Source organism: Streptosporangium nondiastaticum (genome assembly GCF_003011965.1).
GTDB classification, from domain to species: Bacteria; Actinomycetota; Actinomycetes; order Streptomycetales; family Streptomycetaceae; genus Streptomyces; species Streptomyces nondiastaticus.
Genome location: NZ_PXWG01000111.1, coordinates 1 through 21960 on the forward strand (window position 1 = coordinate 1; position 21960 = coordinate 21960).

Sequence of the window (21960 nt, forward strand, 5' to 3'; positions counted from 1 at the left end):
GCCGCCCAGCGCGCCGCCGACGACGCCCGCCGCACGGCCCGCGCCCTGCGCGCCGAGCGCGCGGAGATCGCCGGCGCCCCCGACGAGGTGCCCGAGGCCGCCGAGCCGCCCACCGCCTCGCTGCCCGCCCTGCGCGAGGCCTACCGCGCCGCCTCCCAGGTGTACGAGAAGGTCGGCGTCGGCGCCGACCTGCGCGCCGAGCAGGCCCGCGCCGAGAGCGACGAGAGCGCCGCCCGCAACGAACTGGACCGGCTCACCAACAAGGTGCGCACCCGCGCCGCCCAGCTCCTGGAGGGCACCGAAGGCGCCGACGGGCCCTCCCGGCAGGCCGCCGCGGCCCGCGCCGAGGAGCTCGTCCAGATGCTGGAGAGCCGCGCCTCCGCGGCCAGCGAGCAGCTGGGCCGGCTGCGCGGCGAGGCCGAGCGCCTCGCCCCGGCCGACGGCGACGCGCACACCGAGCTCCCCGAGGAGCTCGTCCCGGGCGATGCCGACCGCGCCAAGGAGCTCCTGCGCACCGCCACCGGCGAACTCGCCGCCCGCACCGACGCCCTGGAGCGCGCCCGCACCGCCCACAGCGACCTGCTGCGCGCCCACCGCGCCGCCGAGGACGCCGCCACCGGCTTCGACGACACCGCCGCCCTCCTGCGCGACCTGCTGCGCGACAACTCCCCCGAGGAGGAGACCGAGCAGCCCGAGCCGTACACCGGAAGCCTGGAGGAGGCCCGCCAGGCCGCGGCCGAAGCCCGCCGCTCCCTGCGCGGCTGCGCCGGCGACCTGTCGGCCGCCGAGTCCGCCGTCCGCGAGGCGAGCGACGTCCTCGTCCGGCACGCCAACTCCACCCGCTACGAGCAGGTGCGCACCCCCGCCCGCCAGCAGATCCGCGAGCTGCCCGCCGCCGCCCTGCCCGAGCACGCGGCCGCGTGGGCCGAGGCGTTCGCGCCCCGCCTGCGCGTGCTGACCGACGAGCTGGAGCAGCTGGAGCGCAACCGCGACAGCATCGTGGACCGGCTGCGCGGCCTCGTCGAGTCCTCGCTGACCACCCTGCGCTCCGCGCAGCGCCTCTCGCGCCTGCCCGAGGGCCTGGGGGAGTGGTCGGGCCAGGAGTTCCTGCGCATCCGCTTCGACGACCCCGACCAGAGCACCCTCACCGAGCGCCTCGGCGAGGTCATCGACGAGGCGACCCGCTCCGCGGTCAAGAAGAACTCCGACCTGCGCCGCGACGGCATGTCCCTGCTGCTGCGCGGCGTCCAGGCGGCCCTGCAGCCGCGCGGCGTCGCCGTGGAGATCCTCAAGCCCGACGCGGTGCTGCGCGCCGAGCGGGTGCCGGTCCGGCAGATGGGCGACGTGTTCTCCGGCGGCCAGCTGCTGACCGCGGCCATCGCCCTGTACTGCACCATGGCCGCGCTCCGCAGCAATGACCGCGGCCGCGACAAGCAGCGCCACGCGGGCACCCTGTTCCTCGACAACCCCATCGGCCGCGCCAACGCCACGTACCTCCTGGAGCTCCAGCGGGCCGTCGCGGACGCCCTCGGCGTGCAGCTGCTGTACACCACCGGCCTGTTCGACACCACGGCCCTGGCCGAGTTCCCGCTGGTCATCCGGCTGCGCAACGACGCCGACCTGCGGGCGGGCCTGAAGTACATCAGCGTCGAGGAGCACCTGCGCCCCGGTCTGCCCCAGCAGCAGGACCCGGACGGGGAACAGGTCCACGGCCAGATCACGGCGACGCGGATGTATCGCCGCCCGGCGGAGGAGGCACCGGCACAGGCCTGATCCTCCGGTCCGCGGCACGTCCTTCCGTGGCACGCCCTTCCGCTAGGCCCGCAGCACCTCCTCGATGCTGTCGCGCAGCTGCCGCAGCCTGTCGAGCTGCCCGCCCGGGCGGTGCATGGCCTCGTCGATGGCCAGCAGCTCCTCGGCGGGCACCCGGGAGACGTACGTGCGCAGCTCGGTGAGGTCCAGCCGCCGGTTGAAGTCGTGCACCGCGTCCCGCCAGCGGTGCAGCAGGGAGACGAGCTCGGCGTGACCGGGCTCGGAGAACACCCCGGACACCAGGGCCGCGTCCGTCGCCGACTGCACCAGGCGGGGATAGACGCGCGCCTTCGGCGCGAAGCGGTCCAGCGGCGCGAAGCCCCCGCCGGTCAGCAGCTCGGTGTTCTTCACCAGCTCGCCGGCCAGGGCGTGCAGGAACTGGGCGCGCCGCTCGCGGGCGGCGGCCCGCCGCTCGGCGTACACCCCGGTGATGGCCGCGACGAGCGCGAGCCCGGAGGTCGCGGGCTCGAAGCGGCCGTCGCGGCCCTGGGCGACGGTCAGCCACCAGCCGCAGATGCCGAGCGCGAGCAGCAGGCAGGCGATGGTGGCGGCGGCGAAGAACTGCCGGCTGAACCGGCCGAGGAAGCCCGTCACGATGACGCGCCGTCAGTCGAAGGGGTTGGGGCCGTCGGGCCGCACCCCGTCGCCCTTCGCCAGGAGCAGCAGCGTCATGCCGAAGGCGGGCCGGTCGAAGGACGTGTGCCCGGCCTCGTGGGTCTCGCCCACCGTGGTCACCCGGGCGTCCACCAGCATCTTCTCCAGCCCCGCCCGGGTGTACTTCCGGCTGAGCAGGAGGCGGATGGTGTCCTGGTCGGGGAACCGCACCGTGCTGCGGTCGGGCAGCGTCAGCTCCAGCTCGGCGCCGGTGCGGTTGCGGTAGATCACCTTGATCAGCAGCGCCCGGTCGTCCTCGACGAGCCCCTCGCAGGTGAGGCTGTTCATGTCGATCTGCAGGTCGGTGTACTGCAGCAGGGCGCTGGTGACGAACTCCCGGAAGCGCGGGCTGTTCTCGTACTCCTGCGCGGCCGCCCGGGCCGCCACCTCGTCCTGCCCGGCCGTGCTGGCCACCTCCAGCAGGAAGCGGTCCTGCGGCCGCAGCAGCTTCTCGGCCAGCAGGGTCAGCAGCTGCGTGTCGCTGTCGAAGTTCGCCAGGGTGTTGCCCAGCAGTGAGTACACCACCGGATCGTCGCCCACCGTGCTGCGGACCAGTGTGCCCAGCCGGTCGAGGTTGGCGGGCATGGAGAAGTCCAGCTGGACGGGGAGCACGTCCGCGGGCGGCACGTGCAGGTGCTGCAGCGCCTCGCGCTGGGCGAGGCGCAGCATCTCCGCACTGACGTCCACGGGCAGGTAACACCCGCAGTGGCCGCGGCTGTCCAGGGAGCGCAGCAGCGCCTGGTCCTTCTGGCCGGTGCCCGGGCCGAGGCTCACGTAGTGCAGCGGCCCGTCCGGGAGCCGCTCGCTCAGCCCGCGCCAGCGGCGGCTGAAGGACGCGATGCTCTCGCGCATCACCGGGTAGTACAGGTCGTTGCACGCGTGGGCCCACGCCACCGTCGACTCCAGGCCCCAGTACGAGAAGCCGGAGGTGATCAGCTTCCCCGAGCCCGAAGGGTCGGGGCCGCGCCGCAGTCCGGCGGTCACCTGGGCCAGCTTGCCCGACTGCTCCTCGCCGACCAGACACACCGTCCAGCCGGCGTCCCGGAGGATCTCCGGAATCCGATATACCGCCCGGTCCCGCTCCGCCATCCGTACATCCCCCCATGGCCCGTCAGCCCGCCCGTGCCCGGCGTACGCCACCGTCAACCGCCGAACCTACCCGGCAGTTGACGATCAGGGGAACCCGGGGCGACGGGCCCGTCTGCCCGCGCGCGCCGTACTGCTGGGCACGGACACCACTCCGTGCCGCTGCCGCCACACCTGCCGCGTCACCCACACGTCCAGCACCGCCCATGTGGTGGCCACCACACTCGCCAGCACGCACAGCAGGGCGGGCAGGGCCAGCCACAGACCGGCCAGCGCGAACAGCGCCGCCACCATGCCCTGCACCAGCGTGAACGCGACGAAAAGGACCGCGCGCACCGCGGCCGTGCGCACCGGATCCGGCATCCGGCGCCTGCGGGCGGGCTCCTCCACCCACAGCGGCGGCCGCGCCCGGCCCGACGGGACGTCATGATTCCGCTCCACGAGTCCACCCCCTCGTCGGCGGACCGCTCGCTCCGCCGGCTCCCGGTGCCGACGGCCGGCCGTAGCGGTCCGGCTCCCTCCACAAGAGCGAAGGAGGGTGCCCGATAGTTCCCATGGGCAAGGAATTACCGCCATACGGGTGGCCGTCCCGGCAGTCTGATCACCGTACTGGCCTTCGAGTCCCGTACCGCGCAGTAGTAGGCTCACGCCGCATTGTTGTCGGAACACCACGCCTCCGGAGCGGGGTCGACGTTGGGGAGGCCATGCGCTTTCGCGGGAAGTCCATCCGCCGGAAGATCGTGGCGCTGCTGCTGGTGCCGCTGGTGTCGCTCACCGGCCTGTGGGTCTTCGCCACCGTGATCACCGGCACGGAGGCCGCCCGGCTGCTCTCCGCCGCCGAGGCCATTCGCACCGCCGGCCTCCCCGCCGAGGACCTCGTCCGCGCGCTGCAGAAGGAACGCCGCCAGACCCTCGTCCTCCTCGCCGACCCGCGCCGCGCCGACCACCTCGCCCTCCTGCGCGAGCAGCAGGCCGCCACCGACCGGGCGGCCGCCGCCTTCCGGACCGGCGCCGCGAAGGTCCGCGACGACATGAGCCCCGCCACGGACGTCCGTTACCGGCGCATCGAGAAGGCCCTCGGCGACCTCGACGGCCTGCGCGGCAAGGTCCGGGACGACTCCATCAGCCGGCACGGCGCCTTCCAGGCCTACAACGACCTGGTGGAGCCGTACTACGCCTTCCTCGGCAGCCTCGGCGCCTTCGAGGACGCCGAGATGGACAAACAGGCCCGGGCCCTCATCGGCGTGGCCCGCGCCCGCGAGGCGCTCTCCCGGGAGGACGCCCTCCTCGCCGCCGCCCTCACCGCCGGCACCATGAGCCGCCAGGACCTGCGGGCCGTCTCCGACCGCGTCGCCGAGCGGCAGATCCTCTACAGCACCAACCTCGCCGTCCTGCCCGCCGCCGACCAGAAGATCTTCGAGGAGTACTGGCGCGGCACCGCGCCGCACACCCTGCGCGCGGCCGAGGACACCGCGATCCTCGCCGGCTCCGCCCGCGCCCCGCAGACCATCGACTCGCAGCGCTGGGAGAAGGCCGCGGGCGTCGTCCTCGACGAGCTCGCCCGGATGAACACCGAGGCCACCGACCGCTACGCGGACCGCGTCGAGCCCATCGCCGCCCGCGTCCTGACCAAGGCCGCCGTCGCCGGCGTCCTCGGCGCGGCCGCGCTCGTCGCCTCCCTCGTCATCTCGCTGCGCATCGGCCGCGGCCTCGTGCGGGACCTGCGGCAGCTGCGCAAGGAGGCCCACGAGGTCTCCGGCGTGCGGCTGCCCGCCGTCATGCGCCGCCTGGCCGCGGGCGAGAAGGTCGACCTCGCGGCCGAGGCCCCGCTGCGCGCGTACGGGCCGGACGAGCTCGGCCAGGTCGGCAAGGCCCTCAACACCCTGCAGCGGGCCGCCGTCGAGGCCGCCGTCAAGCAGGCCGACATGCGCCGCGGCGTCTCCGACGTCTTCGTCAACCTCGCCCGCCGCAGCCAGGTCCTGCTGCACCGTCAGCTCACCCTCCTCGACGCCATGGAGCGCCGCACCGAGGACACCGAGGAGCTCGCCGACCTCTTCCGCCTCGACCACCTCACCACCCGCATGCGCCGCCACGCGGAGGGCCTGGTGATCCTCTCGGGGGCCGCCCCGGCCCGGCAGTGGCGCAAGCCCGTCCGCCTCATGGACGTCGTCCGCGCCGCCGTCGCCGAGGTCGAGGACTACGAGCGGATCGAGGTGCGGCGCCTGCCGCGGCTGGCCGTCCGCGGCCCCGCCGTCGGCGACCTCACCCACCTCGTCGCCGAACTCCTGGAGAACGCCACCGTGTTCTCCCCGCCGCACACCGCCGTGCAGGTGCACGGCCAGCGCGTCGCCAACGGCTTCACCCTGGAGATCCACGACCGGGGCCTCGGGATGTCCCCGGACGCCCTGCTGGAGGCCAACCTCCGGCTCGCCGAGACCCCCGAGTTCGAGCTCTCCGACACCGACCGGCTCGGTCTGTTCGTCGTCAGCCGCCTCGCGCGCCGCCACGACGTCAAGGTCACGCTCCAGACCTCCCCGTACGGCGGCACCACCGCCGTCGTCCTCATCCCCCTGGACCTGCTCACCGAGGACGCGGCCGGGCCGGGGGGCGCGTCCCGCCCCGGGGACGAGGACACCGGCGAGCAGTTCCTCGCCCACGCGCTCGCCCCGCCCGCCGGCCCGGCCGAGCACGACGACGTGCTCTGCCCGTTCGAGCCGCGCGCGGACGAGGACGAGCAGCACCACCGGGCGGGCGGCGGCCTCGTGCCCCTGCCCCGCCGCAGGCCCTCACCCCCGCTTCCCGAGGAGCCCGGGGCCGAGCCGACCCCCACCGGCGGGCTGCCCCGGCGCGTGCGCCAGGCGAGCCTCGCCCCCCAGCTGAGGAAGGATCCGGAGGCCCCCCGCACCCAGGGCGGGACCACCGGCCCGGACCCCGCCGGTCCGGAACCCGAGCGCGACGCAGACGAGGTGCGGGCCAGGATGGCCGCCCTCCAGCGCGGCTGGCAGCGCGCCCGGGAGCACAATGGGGCGGACACACCGAACAGATCACCGAGAACGGCACCACGAACCACATCTGAGGGGGACGGTCGATGACCGCACCGAAGGCCGGGAACGCGACAACCACCGCGGCGGGCGGCTCGCCGGCCGCCACCGGCGAGCTCAACTGGCTCCTCGACGAACTCGTCGAGCGCGTCGGCAGCATCCGCAAGGCGCTCGTGCTCTCCGGCGACGGCCTGGCGACCGGCACCTCCAAGGACCTCTCGCGCGAGGACGGCGAGCACCTGGCGGCCGTGGCCTCCGGCTTCCACAGCCTCGCCAAGGGCGTCGGCCGCCACTTCGACGCGGGCAAGGTCCGCCAGACCGTCGTCGAGCTGGACGAGGCGTTCCTCTTCGTCACCGCCGCGGGCGACGGCAGTTGTCTGGCCGTCCTCGCCGACGCCGACTCCGACATCGGCCAGGTCGCCTACGAGATGACCCTGATGGTCAAGCGGGTGGGCACGCACCTGGCCACGGCTCCGCGCACCGGCGTGGCCGCCGGCGAGTGACCGCCGGCCTGCCCGGGGACGGCTCCGGCGACGGGGACGTGCGCTGGTACGACGACGCGGCGGGCCCGGTGGTCCGCCCGTACGCCATGACCCGCGGGCGGACCCGGCTCGCGGACGGGGCCGGCCTCGACCTCATCGCGGTCGTCGTCGCCGAGGACCCGGCCGGCCGCCCCGCCGCCGCCCTCGCCGACCAGACGCTGTCCCCGGAGCACCTCGACATCGTGGACCTCACGGCGGACCTGCCGCGCTCCGTCGCGGAGCTGGCCGCCGGGCTCGACCTGCCGGTCGGTGTGGTGCGGGTGCTCGTCGGCGACCTCGTGAACGCGGGCCTGGTGCGGATCACCCGCCCGGTGCCGCCGGCCGAACTGCCCGACGAAAGCATTCTGCGCGAGGTGATCGACGGCCTGCGGGCCCTCTGAGGCGGCCCGCGGGCCCGCCGCGGCGACCTGACGGGCACCCCGGCGAGACTTGTCGTGGCCATGGTCTTTACGGAACGATCACCATCCACCGGGGGCGCCGGACCCCGGGCCACCCCACGACCGGAGGACGAACAACCATGAGGCTCCTGCGCTCCGACCGCGGCCGCACCCGCCCCGCGCCGGCCCCGGTGGCCCTCAAGCTCCTGGTCGCCGGAGGCTTCGGCGTCGGCAAGACCACCCTCGTCGGCGCGGTCAGCGAGATCCGGCCGCTGCGCACGGAGGAACTGCTCACCGAGGCGGGCCGGCCGGTCGACGACACCTCCGGCGTCGAGGGCAAGCGCACCACCACCGTCGCCATGGACTTCGGCCGCATCACCCTCCGCGAGGACCTGGTCCTCTACCTCTTCGGCACCCCCGGCCAGGACCGCTTCTGGTTCCTGTGGGACGAACTGGCCCGCGGCGCCCTGGGCGCCGTCGTCCTCGCCGACACCCGCCGGCTGCAGGACTGCTTCGCCGCCGTCGACTACTTCGAGCGCCGCGGCATCCCCTTCACCCTCGCCGTCAACTGCTTCGACGGCGCCGCCCGCTACCCCGAGGAGGACGTGCGCGCCGCCCTCGACCTGGACCCCGGGGTGCCGGTGATCCTCTGCGACGCGCGGGACAAGGAGTCGGTGAAGGGGGTGCTGGTGTCGGTGGTGGAGCAGCGCTTCGCCGAACTCGCGGAACGGGCCGGCTAGGACGCCCGGAGCCTCCCGCCCGGCCTAGAGCCAGCCGAAGCTCCGCTCCACCGCCTTGCGCCACACCCGGTACTCGGCCTCCCGCTCCTCCGGCGCCCGCCGCGGCGTCCACTCCGCGTCCCGCTGCCAGTGCGCCCGCAGCTCGTCCGGATCGCGCCACACACCCGTCGCCAGACCGGCCGCGTACGCCGCGCCCAGGCTCGTGGTCTCGGCCACCACCGGCCGGATCACCGGCACGCCCAGCACATCGGCCTGGTGCTGCATCAGCAGGCCGTTGGCGGTCATGCCGCCGTCCACCTTCAGCGAGCTGATCCGCACGCCGGAGTCCTGGAACATCGCGTCGACCACCTCCCGCGTCTGCCAGCTCGTCGCCTCCAGCACCGCCCGCGCCAGGTGCGCCCGCGTCACGTAGCCGGTCAGGCCCGTGATCACGCCGCGGGCGTCCGCGCGCCAGTACGGCGCGTACAGGCCGGAGAAGGCGGGCACGATGTACGCGCCGCCGTTGTCGGGGACGCTCGCCGCCAGCGCCTCGATCTCGCCGGCCGAGCGGATCAGGCCGAGCTGGTCGCGGAACCACTGCACGAGCGCGCCCGTGACCGCGATCGACCCCTCCAGGCAGTAGACGGCGGGCTCGCCGCCCAGCCGGTAGCCCACCGTCGTCAGCAGGCCGTTCTTCGACGGGACGGGCCGGGTCCCGGTGTTCAGCAGCAGGAAGCTGCCCGTGCCGTAGGTGTTCTTGGCCTCGCCCACCCCGTAGCAGGTCTGGCCGAACACCGCCGCCTGCTGGTCGCCGAGCGCCGCGGCCACCGGCACCCCGGCGAGCGGCCCCACGGCCCGCCCGTACACCTCGCAGGACGAGCGGATCTCTGGCAGGACCGCCTCCGGGATGCCCATCGCGGCCAGGATCCCGGCGTCCCACTGGAGCGTGCCGAGGTCCATGAGCAGGGTGCGCGACGCGTTCGTCACGTCCGTGACGTGCACCCCGCCGTCCGTGCCGCCCGTCAGGTTCCACACGAGCCACGAGTCGACCGTGCCGAACGCGATCTCGCCGTTCTCGGCCCGCCGCCGCAGCCCCGGCACGTGCTCCAGCAGCCAGGCGGCCTTCGGACCGGAGAAGTAGCTCGCCAGCGGCAGGCCCGTCGCCGCCCGGAACCGGTCCTGCCCGTCCGCGCCGCCCAGCTCGCGGCAGAGCGCGTCGGTGCGCGTGTCCTGCCAGACGATCGCGTTGTGCACCGGCTTGCCCGTCGAGCGGTCCCACAGGACCGTCGTCTCCCGCTGGTTGGTGATGCCCAGCGCGCTCAGTTCCCCGGCCCGCAGGCCCGCCGCGGCCAGCGCACCCGCCACCACGGCTTGCACCTTCGCCCAGATCTCGGCGGCGTCGTGCTCCACCCAGCCCGGCTTGGGGAAGATCTGCCGGTGCTCGCGCTGGTCCGAGCCGACGGCCCGGCCCTCCCGGTCGAAGACGATGCAGCGGCTGGACGTGGTGCCCTGGTCGATCGCGGCGACGTACGGACCCGTCATGGCGCCTCCTGACCTGGGAGTCTGTCCGGGCCGCGGCGTTCCCGCCCGGACCTGTCCGGACGGGAAGTGTTCACCCGCCGTGAGGGCGCGTCAAGGCGTGGGAAGGCCCGGCCGGTGCAGCACCGGGAAGTCGAAGTACGTGTCCGGGAACGGCTCCGGCTTGAACGTGAAGTGCCACCACTCCTCCGGCAGGTTGACGAAGCCGACGGCCTCCAGGGTGGTCTTCAGCAGCAGCCGGTTCGCCCGCTGCACGCCCGTGATCCGCGGGTCCAGCGTGTGCGCCAGCGTGTCGAAGCAGTCGAAGCCCGTCCCCATGTCGACCGAGTTGTCCGGGAAGCGCTGCCACCGCGGCGCGTAGCAGGGCACGAGCGGCTCCCCGGGCACGTACGGCCGCGTCGGCCGGACCGGCAGCTTCACCAGCGTCAGGTCCATGGTGCTGCCCCGGCTGTGCCCCGACTTCTCCGCGATGTACCCGTCCGCGAACAGCCGGGTCTTGTCCACGCGCGGATAGAACTCCGCCTTCATCAGGGTGTCCGCGAGGTCCTTCGCCCACTCCACGAAGTCGTTCACGGCCCGCTGCGGGCGGTAGCAGTCGTACACCTTCAGCGAATAACCCCGGCGCAGCAGCGAGCGCTGCGCCCGGTGCAGGGCCTCGGCGGCCTCCCGCGTCAAGACGCACAATGGCCGCCGGTAGCCGTCGACGCGGTGGCCCGTGAAGTTGTGCACGGTGACGTACCGCATCTCCTGAAGGATCGTCGGGTCCACGTCGGCGAGGGCGACGAACCCGCGCGGCGGGCGCGGCTCGTGCGGCGCGTCGGCCGCTGCGGCCTGCGCCGGCGGCGACAACGGGAAGGCCAGCAGGGCCAGGAGAGCCGCTATGAGCAGGGTGACGGCCCGCAGGGCGGCAGGGAACCGGGTTCTGTCCATGCCCTCCAAATAGCAGCGGGACGGGCGGCCGGGGAAGAGCCCCGGCCGCCTCGCTTCACCGCGCGCCCCGCACCCGTACGGGATACCCCACCGCCCCGGCCCCCTCCTGCTCCACCACGACCTCCCCGTCCCGCAGGCGCGTCGTGAACCGCACTACCTCCGGCGAGTCCCACCCGTCCCCCGCGTCGGGGACCAGGACGCCGCCGCCCGTACGGCCCGGGGCCGGCGCCCACACCTCCAGCTCCACCGCACCGGCTTCCTCCCCCCGCACCGGGATCACCGACCCCGCCCGCGCCAGCACCGGGATCCGCGACAGCGGCGCGTCCAGCAGCACCTGCCCCGGCCCCTCGTACGCCCGGCCCGTCGCCGTGTCGTACCAGAGCCCGCGCGGCAGCCGCACCGCCCGCCGGTCCGCCCCCTGCTCCAGCACCGGCGCGACCAGCAGCGCGTCACCCAGCAGGAACGCGTCCTCGCAGTCACGCAGCGCCCGGTCCTCCGGCGAACGCCACCACACCGGCCGCACGTACGGAGCCCCCGTGCGGTGCGCCAGGTGCGCCAGCGTCACGAAGTACGGCAGCAGACGCTCCCGCTCCCGCAGCGCCGCCGCCGTGTGCTCCAGCGCCTTGGCGCCGAACTCCCACGGCTCCCGCCGCCCCGCCGTGATCGCCGAATGCGTCCGGAACAGCGGCACGTAGGCGCCCAGCTGGAACCAGCGCACGAACAGCTCCGGCGACGGGAACCCCGTGAAGCCCCCCACGTCCGGCCCCGAATACGGCACCCCGCACAGCCCCAGGCCCAGCACCAGCGCCAGCGACGCCCGCAGCCCCGGCCAGCCCGTCGCCACGTCACCCGACCACGTGCCGCCGTAGCGCTGCATGCCCGCCCAGCCCGACCGCGAGAACAGGAACGGGCGCTCGCCCGGCCGCAGTTCGCACAGCGCCTCGTAGCCCGCCCGCGCCATCGACAGGCCGTACACGTTGTGCGCCTCGCGGTGGTCGCCGCCGCGGCCCTCCAGCGAGTGCCGCGCCGACAGCGGCAGCGACGGATCCCCGAACGGCGCGAACGACACCGGCTCGTTCATGTCGTGCCACACCCCCGAGAAGCCCTGCGCCAGCCGCTCCCCGTACAGCCCGCCCCACCACTTGCGCACCCGCGGATCCGTGAAGTCCGGGAAGACCGACTCACCCGGCCACACCTCGCCGCGCACCCGCCGCCCCCGGCCGTCCCGCACGAACGCGTCGGCCGCCGCACCGCTGTCGTACACCCACTGGCCCGGCTCCGCCTTCACCGCCGGGTCCACGATCGACACCAGCCGCACCCCCTTCTCCCGCAGCTCCGCCGCCAGCCCCGGCAGATCGGGGAACCGCTCCCGGTCCACCGTGAACACGCGGTGCCCCCGGTAGTGGTCGATGTCCAGGTGCAGCGCCGACAGCGGCAGCCCGCGCTCGGCGTACCCCGCCACCACCCGGCGCACCTCCTGCTCGCTGCCGAAGCCCCAGCGCGCGTGGTGGTGCCCGAGCGCCCAGGACGGCGGCACCGCGGCGGCCCCCGTCAGCACCGACCAGCCGTGCAGCACCCGCGCCGGCGTCCCCACCAGCACCCAGTAGCGCAGCGGGCCGCCGTCCATCCGCACCTCGCACCGGCCCGGCCGGTCGTGGCCCGAACCCGCCCCCTCCTCGCCCTCCGCCAGCGTGACCCGCCCGTCCCACGCGTCGTCGTGGAACACCAGGTGCGTCCCCGCGTCCGCCACCACCAGCTGCACCGGCATCGTGATGTACAGCGGATCGTCGCCCGGTGCGAACGCCCCGTCCGGATCGGTGTTCCACAGCCGGTACGTGCCGTCCCGCAGCCGCGGACCCGCCGACCTGCCGCCCAGCCCGAAGAAGCGCGCGTCGGCCGGCACCTCCGACCGGACCGCCCAGCGCGCCCCGCCCCGCCGCCCGCCGGCCTCCGTGTCCACCGCGTCCGCCGGCTCCCACCAGCGCGGCGGCAGGTCGCGCCGCAGCAGCACGCCGCCCGGCGTCCGCACCTCCACCGTCCCGTGCCGGCCCACCACGACCAGTACCCGCTCCGACACCACCCGCCAGCCGCCGTCGGTGTCCGGCTCCAGCACCGCCCGCTCGTCCGCCTCAGGCCCAGGCCCGGCCAGCGCGTAGGAGGGCTCCGGACCGGCCCCGTCCCAGCCGCAGAACACCGCACCGCCCGCCGCCACCCGCACCCGCAGCGACGACCGCGCGAAGTGCACCACCCCGCCGCCCGGCAGGGGATCCGCCCCCCGCGCCGCACCCGGCACCCGGGCCCGCTCCGCACCCGGCCGCGGCAGCCCCGCCCTGTCCGTGCACCGCCGCCGCAGCGCCGACCGCAGGGACCGCACCCCCCGCGCCGTACGGACCGTCCTCACTAACCGCAGCAGATCACGCGCATCCATGCTGCTCAGCCTGCCACCCGCACGATCGCCGGCGCCCGGCGTTCAGACGGCGTTCACCCGCCCCAGGGAGGACGGGGGAGGGGCCGCGCGCGCATGGTGCGGAGTGAAGGAGATGTACGCCACCGGCTCTGGTGCAGGAGTCGATCACGTGGCATCGTCCTTGCACAGCCGCGCCATGCGCTCACCCGGCCGTGCGCGGCACCGCCCACGACGCGCAGGAGCCCGGGAGCAGCCATGACCACCGCACCGCAGCACACCGGCCCGGAGCCCCTCTGGAGCCCCGGCCCGGAACGCATCGCCCGCGCACAGGTCACCCGCTTCCAGGAGTGGGCCGCCGAGCGGCACGGCGCCCCGGCCGCCGTCCCCGGCGACCCCGCCGCGAGCTACGCCGCGCTCCACCGCTGGTCCGTCGACGAGCTGGAGACGTTCTGGCAGGCCTTCACCGAATGGTCCGGCGTCCGCTTCTCCCACCCCTGCGAGCGCGTCCTCGCCGACCGCTCCATGCCCGGCGCGCGCTGGTTCCCCGGCGCCGCCCTCAACTACGCCGAGCACGCCCTGCGCGCCGCCGAGGACCCCGCACGGGCGGACGAACCGGCCCTGCTCGCCGTCGACGAGACCCACGAGCCGCGCCCCGTCACCTGGGCGGAGCTGCGCCGCCAGGTGGGCTCGCTCGCCGCCGAGCTGCGCCGGCTCGGCGTGCGCCCCGGCGACCGCGTCAGCGGCTACCTGCCGAACATCCCGCAGGCCGTCGTCGCCTTCCTCGCCACCGCCGCCGTAGGCGGCGTGTGGACCTCCTGCGCGCCCGACTTCGGCGCCCGCAGCGTCCTCGACCGCTTCCAGCAGGTCGAGCCCGTCGTCCTGTTCACCGTCGACGGCTACCGCTACGGCGGCAAGGAGCACGAGCGCACCGGCACCGTCGCCGAACTCCGCGCCGGCCTGCCCACGCTGCGCGCCGTCGTCCACATCCCGCTGCTGGGCACCCCGGCCCCCGAGGGCGCCCTGGAGTGGGACGCCCTGGTGGCGGCGGACACCGAGCCCGTCTTCGAGCAGGTCCCCTTCGACCACCCGCTGTGGGTGCTGTACTCCTCCGGCACCACCGGCCTGCCCAAGGCCATCGTCCAGTCCCAGGGCGGCATCCTCGTCGAGCACCTCAAGCAGCTCTCCCTGCACTGCGACCTCGGTCCCGGCGACCGCTTCTTCTGGTACACCTCGACCGGCTGGATGATGTGGAACTTCCTCGTCTCCGGTCTCCTGGTGGGCTCCACCGTCGTCCTCTACGACGGCAGCCCCGGCCACCCCGACACCGGCGCCCAGTGGCGCGTCGCCGAGCGCACCGGCGCGACCCTCTACGGCACCTCGGCCGCGTACGTCATGGCCTGCCGCAAGGCGGAGGTCCACCCCGGCCGGGACTTCGACCTCTCGCGCGTCAAGTGCGTGGCCACGACGGGCTCGCCGCTGCCGCCGGACGGATTCCGCTGGCTGCATGACGAGGTGGCGGAGGACATGTGGATCGCCTCGGTGAGCGGCGGCACGGACGTCTGCAGCTGCTTCGCGGGCGCCGTGCCGACCCTCCCGGTCCACATCGGCGAGCTCCAGGCCCCCTGCCTCGGCACCGACCTCCAGGCCTGGGACCCGCACGGCAAGCCCGTCGTCGACGAGGTCGGCGAACTCGTCGTCACGGCCCCCATGCCGTCGATGCCCGTCCGCTTCTGGAACGACCCCGACGGCACTCGCTACCGCGAGAGCTACTTCGAGATGTTCCCCGGCGTCTGGCGGCACGGCGACTGGATCACCCTCACGTCGCGCGGCAGCGTCGTCATCCACGGCCGCTCGGACTCCACCCTCAACCGGCAGGGCGTCCGCATGGGCTCCGCCGACATCTACGAGGTCGTCGAACGGCTCCCCGAGATCCGCGAGTCCCTCGTCATCGGCGCCGAACAGCCGGACGGCGGCTACTGGATGCCGCTCTTCGTCCACCTCGCGCCGGGCGCCCGGCTGGACGACGCGCTGCTGGACCGCATCAAGCGCACCATTCGCGAGAACCTCTCGCCGCGCCACGTCCCCGACGAGGTCATCGAGGTCCCGGCGATCCCGCACACCCTCACCGGCAAGCGGATCGAGGTCCCGGTCAAGCGCCTCCTCCAGGGCACGCCCCTGGAAAAGGCGGTCAACCCGGGCTCGGTGGACGACGCGGACTTGCTGAAGTTCTACGAGGAGCTGGGGAAGAAGCGCCGCTGACGGGGGATCTCACCCCCCGTACGTCGCCTGCGCCTCACCCAGCACAGAAGCAAAGTCCGCGGCGAGCCGGGCCGCCTCATCAGGCCGCAGATCCGCCACAGTGATCCGCACCCCGGGCGCGGTCCCGATCCGGAACCGCGCCCCCGCGGCCACCCACCACCCCGACGACCGCAGCCCGTTGACCACGGCCGCCTCGTCCCGTACGGGCACCCACACGTTCAGCCCGCCGCGCCCGTGCGCGGGGATCCCGCGCCGGGCCAGCTCCCCGATCAGCGCCTCGCGCCGCACGGCGTACGCGGCCCGGGCCTCCGCCACGAGGGCCAGGGCCGCCGGGTCGGTCAGCAGCCCGGCCACCGTCTCCTGCAGCAGGTGGCTGACCCAGCCGGACGTCAGCAGCAGCCGCCCGTCGTGCCGCGCCAGCGTCGTCGCGTCGCACGCCACCGCCGCCCAGCGCAGGTCGGGCCCCAGGTGCTTGGTGACCGTACGGACCTGGGCCCACCGCGGCGGACCGCCCCCGGCGGCCAGGCTGTGCAGCGGGGCGCCGCAGACCTCCGCGGCGTAGTCGTTCTCGATCACCAGGACCTCCGGCGCCTCCGCGAGCACCGCGGCCAGGGCGTCCCGGCGCCCGGCGGTGAAGCCGCCCCCGTACGGGTTCTGTGACCGGGGGCTGCAGATGACGGCCCGCACCCCGCCGCGCACCGCGGCCCGCAGCTCCTCGGGCCGCATTCCCTCGTCGTCCACCGCGACCGGCACGATCCGCAGGCCGAGCGCGGGCACGAGGTCGAGCATGTGGTGGTAGCCGGGGTCCTCCATCGCCACCGCGTCACCCGGGCGGAGCTCGGTGGAGAGCAGCCGCGCCACGCAGTCGAGCGCACTGTGCGCGAACGTCACGTGCGCGGCCGGGACGCCGTCGCGCTCGTACCAGGCGCGGGTGATCTCCTCCAGCCGCGCCAGCCGCGGCGCCGACCGGTGCGAGCGCGCCCCGTGCGCCACCTGCGCGGGCGGCGCGGGCTCGGGCAGGAAGGCCGGGTCGGGATGGCCGCCCGCCAGGTCGCGCAGCCCTTCCGGCACCTTCGGCGGGCGCCGGGAGGCGACCGCGGGGGCCTCGGCCACCACCGTGCCGCCGCGCCCGCGCGTGACGACGATGCCGCGGCGGCGCAGCTCCTTGTACGTGGTGGCGACCGTCCCCGGGCTCACGCCGAGCCGCCCGGCGAGCGCGCGCACCGGGGGGAGCGGACTCCCGGGGGCCAGGGTGCCGTCGGCGACGCCGCGCTCGATGGACGCGGCAATCCCCTTGGCGTTCGTACCCGTGAACTCATATTGTGTTGCCACAGATCTGAGTATGTATCAATACAATATCCGGGTCAAGGGGGATCAGCACATGCAGATACCGGGGGGACGCGACGGCCGCCGCATGCTGGCCGTCACCTTCGTCGACAAGGCCGGCTCCGGCCTCTGGGGCGCCACCGCGGCCCTGTACTTCACCTACGTCGCCGGCCTCCGCACGGCCGAGATCGGACTGCTGCTCGGCGTCGCCGGCGCCGTCGGCATCGCCGGCCCGCCCCTCGGGGGCCTCCTCGCCGACCGCGTCCCCCTCCGGCCGCTGCTCGCCGCCGTCCAGGCCCTCCGCGCAGTCGCCTCCCTCGCCCTGCTCACCACCACCGACCTCCGGCTCCTGCTCGCCGTCACCGCCGTCGGCAGCCTCGGTGACCGCGCGTCCTCCGTCCTCACCAAGCTCTACGCGGCGCGCGTCTCGGGCCCCGACCGCAGCCGCTACCAAGCCCTCAACCGCACCGTCTCCAACGTGGGCTGGGGCGTCGGCGGACTCGTCGCGGCCGCCGCCCTCAGCACCGGAACGACCGCCGTCTACCGCTGGCTGCTGACCGGCGACGCCCTCTCCTTCGCCGCCATCGCCCTCCTGACCCTGCGCTGCGGCGAACCGCCGTCACCGTCCCGGGTCGTGGCCACCGGCGGCACCGGAGCGGGGACCGGCGCCCCGGCGGCGCAGAAGTCGGCCCCCGTGGCCGGCCCCCACCCCTGGCGCGACCGCCGCTACCTCGCCTACACCGCCTCCGAAGCCGTCCTCTTCCTCGACGACTCCGTCTTCCAGGTCGGACTCGCCCTGTGGACCGTCAAGGCAACGACCCTTCCGCACGAGGCCGTTCCCCTCCTCCTCGTCCTCAACAACGTCCTCGTCGTCTGCTTCCAGGTCCCCTTCGCCCGCTTCGGCAGGACCCCCGCGAAGGCACGCGGCACGCTCTTCCCCCTGGCCGCCGCCTACCTCGCGGGCGGAGCGGCCCTCGCCGCCTCCGCCACCGAGCCCCGATGGCTCGCCGCAACGGCACTCACCCTGGCCGCCACCGCCTTCACCGTCGCCGAGATGCTCCACGCCACCGTGTCCTGGGAACTGTCCGTCGCCCTCGCACCCCCCACGGCCCAGGGCGCCTACCTCGGCGTCCACGGCCTCGCCCAAGCCGCCCAGCGCAGCGCCGGACCCCTGGTCGTGACCGGCGCCATCGCCGCGGGACCCCTCGGCTGGCTCGGCCTCGGCACAGCTCTCGCCGTCATGTCCCTCGCCCAGCGCAGGCTCACCCGCGACGATGACGAGACCGCGATGTCAGTGCCTCGCATTACGGTGAGTGAGCACTGATCGCACGCTCTGAGACTGATCACACGCGCTGAGGGGGAGACACATGGCGCACACGAGCGACGGCCGGGGACGGCCGGCAAGCGGGGGCCGCACCAGGGGCCGCACTGGGGGCGGAAAGCACAACCCGGCCGCGAAACGGCCGCGCACCAAGCAGCGGGACGGCAGGAAGAGACCGCCCACCGAACGGCGCATGGTCAGCGCCCGCCGCCGGCTGCGCAGCGAAGTCCCCAGCACCGTGGCCGTCCTGGCCGGGGCGGACGACTTCGCGGCCATGCGGGGCTACGCAAGCTTCGCCTTCGACGACCACGCCACGTACATGCGGCAGATGGAGGGCCTGCTGCGCGAGTTCGCCGCCCGGGGCACGCACACGAGCGTCGCCCTCTTCGACCCCGCCGGCTACGAGGAGTTCTGCACCGAGTCCCGCCTCGACCCCGACAGCCCGGCCAGCCGCACGCGCTACACCGCGGAGGTCGCCGCAGCCGGCACCAAGGTCACCTACGAGGGCCAGCCCCTCGCCCGCCTCCTGCCCCGCCTCGTCGCCGAAGCGGAACAGCAGGCCACCTGGGAGCACGCCTCCGCCCTGCTCACCCGCGGCGACTGCGACACCTGCGGCCAGGACATCGGCCGCGCCGCCTTCGCCCGGGCCACCGCACTCCTGCGGCGGATCATCGAAGCGGCCGGCCCCGGCACCCACCACCTCGTCTGCAGCGTCCCGGCCGCAGGGCCGGCCCCGCTCGTCGCCGTGCTCCACACGGAGACCCGCGACGACGGCCTGCTGCACCTCGGCGAGGCGTCCGCCCTCCTCTTCTGCACGGTCCTCGCGGCGGGCATCGCCACGGACCGGCCCGGAGGAGTCGTCCTGCGCAGCACGCTGCCCGGCCGGCGCGACACCGTCCGAGGCTGGAACCTCAAGGACGGCGGCAGGCTCCGCCCGCTCACCGAAGCGGAAGTCTTCGCCGCCTACTGCACCGACACCCGCACCGGCGAACCCGTGCCACCCGAGCCCGGCGTCGACTACCGCGCGGGGCTGCCCCTGGACGACTGAGGGAGCGCACCGGAGACAGCGCGGGGAACGAAGGAAGGGTGCCCCGCCACCGGCGGGACACCCTTCACCTCACGCCACCACTACGGCGACGGCCGGCTCACTCGCCGGACAGCACCGCCTGCGCGGCCAGCCGGGCCTCCTCCGCGGAGTCCGTCGCACGCGCCGCGGCAGCGGCACGCTCGCACTGGGCCAGCGTGTGCTTGGCCAGCGTCGCGCGGACGTACGGAATCGACGCCGCACCCATGGACAGGCTCGTCACGCCCAGACCGGTCAGCACACAGGCCAGCAGCGGGTCCGACGCGGCCTCACCGCACACGCCGCAGCTCTTGCCCTCGGCCTTGGCCGCCTCGGCGGACGCGGCGACGAGGTCGAGCAGCGCCGGCTGCCACGGGTCCTGCAGCCGCGAGACCGCACCGACCTGACGGTCGGCCGCGAACGTGTACTGCGCCAGGTCGTTGGTGCCCAGCGACAGGAACTCGACCTCCTGCAGGATCGAGCGCGCCCGCAGCGCGGCGGAGGGAATCTCCACCATCGCACCGAACTTCGCCTGCAGCCCGGCCTCGCGGCACGCGTCCGCGAACGCCTTCGCGTCCGTGCGGTCCGCCACCATCGGGGCCATGACCTCGAGGTAGACCGGCAACCCCTCGGCGGCCTTGGCCAGCGCGGTGAGCTGCGTGCGCAGCACCTCCGGGTGGTCGAGCAGGGTCCGCAGACCCCGCACGCCCAGCGCCGGGTTCGGCTCGTCGGCCGGCGTCAGGAAGTCCAGCGGCTTGTCCGCGCCCGCGTCCAGCACCCGCACGACCACACGGCCCTCGGGGAACGCCTCCAGCACCTTGCGGTACGCCTCGACCTGCTTGGCCTCGGACGGCGCCTTCGCGCTGTCGTCCAGGAAGAGGAACTCGGTGCGGAACAGGCCCACGCCCTCCGCGCCCGCCTCGACCGCGGCCGCCACGTCCGCCGGGCCACCGATGTTCGCCAGCAGCGGCACCTTGTGACCGTCGGACGTCGCACCCGGACCGGACGACGCCGACAGCGCCGCCTTGCGCTCCTCGGCCGTCCTGATCAGCTCGGCGCGCTTCTCCGGGCTCGGGTCGACGAAGATGTCACCCGTGCTGCCGTCCACGGCCACCACCGTGCCCTCGGCGAGCTCACCCGCACCCGGAAGCGCCACGACCGCCGGCACGCCGAGCGCCCGCGCCAGGATGGCGCTGTGACTGGTCGGCCCGCCCTCCTCGGTCACGAAGCCCAGCACCAGCGTCGGGTCCAGCAGCGCCGTGTCGGCGGGAGCCAGGTCCCGGGCGATCAGCACATAGGGCTCGTCACTGTCCGGCACGCCCGGCATCGGCACGCCCAGCAGGCGCGCGACGATGCGGTTCCGCACGTCGTCCAGGTCGGCCACCCGGCCGGCCAGGTACTCGCCCGCGTTGGCGAGCAGCGCGCGGTAGGCGGCGAAGGCGTCGTAGACCGCGCGCTCCGCGGTGCTGCCGACGGTGATGCGCCGTTCGACGTCGGCCATCAGCTCGGGGTCCTGGGCCATCATGGCCTGGGCCTCCAGCACGTGCTGGGCCTCGCCACCGGCCAGGTTGCCGCGCGCGATGAGGTCGGCGGCCACAGCTTCCACGGCCTGGCGGGCGCGGCCCTGCTCGCGCGGCGCCTCGTCCGTCGGAATCTGCTTGGCCGGCGGCTCCAGCACCGCCGTGCCCATGTGCCGGACCTCGCCGATGGCCACACCGTGGCTCACGCCGACGCCTCGCAGCGTTGTCTCCATTTCACCCGTCTCCGGTTGATGCGGCGGCCCGGGCCGCCGCGGTTGGATGTCGTACGTGCCGCCCCTATAGGAGGGGCGGTATCGGCTACTGCCAGCTGAAGAGCTCGTCGCCGGCCTTGACGTCGCCGTCCTCGCGGACGCCGCCGAGCGAGTCGGCGGTCGCCTCGAGCGCGACGATCGGGCAGATCGGCGACTTGCCGGCCGCCTCGACGGCGACCGGGTTCCAGCGCACGACCTCCTGGCCGCGGGTCACGGTGTCACCCTTGTTCACGAGGAGCTCGAAGCCCTCGCCGTTGAGCTGGACGGTGTCGATGCCGAGGTGCGTCAGCACACCGTGGCCCTCGGCGTCGACGACGACGAACGCGTGCGGGTGCAGCGAGACGATGACACCGTCGACGGGGGAGACCGCGGCGTGCGGCTCACGGACGGGGTCGACGGCGGTACCGGGTCCCACCATCGCGCCGGAGAAGACCGGATCGGGCACTGCCGCGAGTCCGATGGCGCGTCCGGCGATCGGGGACGACACGGTGGTCATGGGAAGCCTCCCAGTGGAGATTCGTCACGCGCCGTCACTACCTGTCCTGGACGGCGCACTGGTCGGAAGCCTAAGTCATAGGAACTGACGGTTCCGCACGAGTGAAGAGGGCCCCGGCGTGTGCGGTGCGTAATCGATTTGCCTCGGGTGGAGAGGGCATGTACTGTCAGATCCCTGCCCACGACCGAGGCCCGCAGACAACTGCCGGTGAGGTTGGGGCAGCACCCCATCAGATAGTGATCCTTTCTCGGGTCTGCTGCTGTGTGTCCGTATGCCCTGGTGTTTACGGAAAACGGAGCGGTAAGAGAGCGGAAAAGCTCCTGATAGAGTGTGAAACACCGAAGGGAAGCGCCCGGAGGAAAGCCCGAGAGGGTGAGTACGAAGGAAGCGTCCGTTCCTTGAGAACTCAACAGCGTGCCAAAAGTCAACGCCAGACTATAAAATACCCCGTCTCCGGTCTTTAGGGATCGGGACGCGGTTCCTTTGAAAGTCCTGCCGGCCTTTAGGGGCTGACAGGCAACACACAGCGAGGACGCTGTGAACGACCGGGACTATTCCTCCTGGTTGTTCCGCTCAACGCGAGTGTTCACACCCGA

Annotated in this window: 17 protein-coding genes; 8 read left to right on the forward strand and 9 right to left on the reverse strand. The window is 74.1% G+C overall.

All coding sequences use genetic code 11. The features are described 5' to 3' along the window. A partial coding sequence (locus B7P34_RS27185; protein WP_223268282.1) for a hypothetical protein occupies positions 1–1773 on the forward strand: 1773 nt, incomplete at its 5' end. Positions 1774–1815: 42 nt separating this feature from the next. On the opposite strand, the gene B7P34_RS27190 is transcribed toward B7P34_RS27185, so the two are convergent. From B7P34_RS27190 to B7P34_RS27200, 3 genes are all read right to left on the reverse strand, one after another. Beyond that, positions 1816–2406 carry a hypothetical protein gene (locus B7P34_RS27190; RefSeq protein WP_106680755.1) on the reverse strand — a complete coding sequence of 197 codons (591 nt, stop codon included), beginning with the start codon at positions 2404–2406 and terminating at the stop codon, positions 1816–1818. Positions 2407–2418: 12 nt separating this feature from the next. Further along, complete coding sequence (locus tag B7P34_RS27195; RefSeq protein ID WP_106680756.1) at positions 2419–3555, reverse strand: L-histidine N(alpha)-methyltransferase; 1137 nt, start codon at positions 3553–3555, stop codon at positions 2419–2421. Between the two features lie 84 nt (positions 3556–3639). Next, positions 3640–3993, reverse strand: coding sequence for a hypothetical protein (locus B7P34_RS27200; protein ID WP_223268283.1), 354 nt, complete (start codon positions 3991–3993; stop codon positions 3640–3642). A 263-nt stretch (positions 3994–4256) separates the two neighbouring features. Between B7P34_RS27200 and B7P34_RS27205 the strand changes: the two genes are divergently transcribed. From B7P34_RS27205 to B7P34_RS27220, 4 genes are all read left to right on the forward strand, one after another. Further along, a complete protein-coding gene (locus B7P34_RS27205; protein WP_106680758.1) occupies positions 4257–6644 on the forward strand; it encodes a sensor histidine kinase in 2388 nt (795 codons plus the stop codon). Then, positions 6641–7096 carry a roadblock/LC7 domain-containing protein gene (locus B7P34_RS27210; RefSeq protein WP_106680759.1) on the forward strand — a complete coding sequence of 152 codons (456 nt, stop codon included), beginning with the start codon at positions 6641–6643 and terminating at the stop codon, positions 7094–7096. Before B7P34_RS27205 ends, B7P34_RS27210 begins: the two co-directional genes overlap by 4 nt. Continuing rightward, a complete protein-coding gene (locus tag B7P34_RS27215) occupies positions 7093–7515 on the forward strand; it encodes a DUF742 domain-containing protein (protein ID WP_223268284.1) in 423 nt (140 codons plus the stop codon). Before B7P34_RS27210 ends, B7P34_RS27215 begins: the two co-directional genes overlap by 4 nt. Positions 7516–7652: 137 nt before the next feature. Continuing rightward, complete coding sequence (locus B7P34_RS27220; protein WP_106680761.1) at positions 7653–8252, forward strand: GTP-binding protein; 600 nt, start codon at positions 7653–7655, stop codon at positions 8250–8252. 24 nt (positions 8253–8276) lie between these two features. Here the strand turns inward: B7P34_RS27220 and glpK are convergent, their stop codons facing one another. From glpK to B7P34_RS27235, 3 genes are all read right to left on the reverse strand, one after another. Further along, positions 8277–9773 carry a glycerol kinase GlpK gene (gene glpK / locus B7P34_RS27225; RefSeq protein WP_106680762.1) on the reverse strand — a complete coding sequence of 499 codons (1497 nt, stop codon included), beginning with the start codon at positions 9771–9773 and terminating at the stop codon, positions 8277–8279. Between the two features lie 90 nt (positions 9774–9863). Continuing rightward, the gene (locus B7P34_RS27230; RefSeq protein ID WP_106680764.1) at positions 9864–10700 is read right to left on the reverse strand and encodes a M15 family metallopeptidase; all 837 of its coding nucleotides are present in this window, start codon (positions 10698–10700) and stop codon (positions 9864–9866) included. A 55-nt stretch (positions 10701–10755) separates the two neighbouring features. Further along, the gene (locus B7P34_RS27235; protein WP_106680766.1) at positions 10756–13128 is read right to left on the reverse strand and encodes a glycoside hydrolase family 31 protein; all 2373 of its coding nucleotides are present in this window, start codon (positions 13126–13128) and stop codon (positions 10756–10758) included. Positions 13129–13362: 234 nt separating this feature from the next. On the opposite strand from B7P34_RS27235, the gene B7P34_RS27240 reads away from it, so the two are divergent. Further along, the gene (locus B7P34_RS27240) at positions 13363–15366 is read left to right on the forward strand and encodes an acetoacetate--CoA ligase (RefSeq protein ID WP_106680767.1); all 2004 of its coding nucleotides are present in this window, start codon (positions 13363–13365) and stop codon (positions 15364–15366) included. 9 nt (positions 15367–15375) lie between these two features. On the opposite strand, the gene B7P34_RS27245 is transcribed toward B7P34_RS27240, so the two are convergent. Further along, entirely contained in the window at positions 15376–16698 is a 1323-nt protein-coding gene (locus B7P34_RS27245) for an aminotransferase class I/II-fold pyridoxal phosphate-dependent enzyme (protein WP_106680769.1), read from the reverse strand. Between the two features lie 49 nt (positions 16699–16747). Between B7P34_RS27245 and B7P34_RS27250 the strand changes: the two genes are divergently transcribed. Together B7P34_RS27250 and B7P34_RS27255 are read left to right on the forward strand one after the other, a co-directional pair. Next, entirely contained in the window at positions 16748–18016 is a 1269-nt protein-coding gene (locus B7P34_RS27250) for an MFS transporter (protein WP_223268285.1), read from the forward strand. A 190-nt stretch (positions 18017–18206) separates the two neighbouring features. Next, positions 18207–19061: a hypothetical protein gene (locus B7P34_RS27255; RefSeq protein ID WP_106680771.1), complete on the forward strand. Its 855-nt coding sequence runs from the start codon at positions 18207–18209 to the stop codon at positions 19059–19061. Between the two features lie 97 nt (positions 19062–19158). Here B7P34_RS27255 and ptsP read toward each other — a convergent pair whose 3' ends face one another. Together ptsP and B7P34_RS27265 are read right to left on the reverse strand one after the other, a co-directional pair. Then, positions 19159–20829, reverse strand: a complete 1671-nt coding sequence (ptsP, locus tag B7P34_RS27260; RefSeq protein WP_106680773.1) for a phosphoenolpyruvate--protein phosphotransferase — start codon at positions 20827–20829, stop codon at positions 19159–19161. Positions 20830–20914: 85 nt separating this feature from the next. Next, a complete protein-coding gene (locus B7P34_RS27265; RefSeq protein ID WP_106680775.1) occupies positions 20915–21364 on the reverse strand; it encodes a PTS sugar transporter subunit IIA in 450 nt (149 codons plus the stop codon). Between the last annotated feature and the right edge of the window lie 596 nt (positions 21365–21960).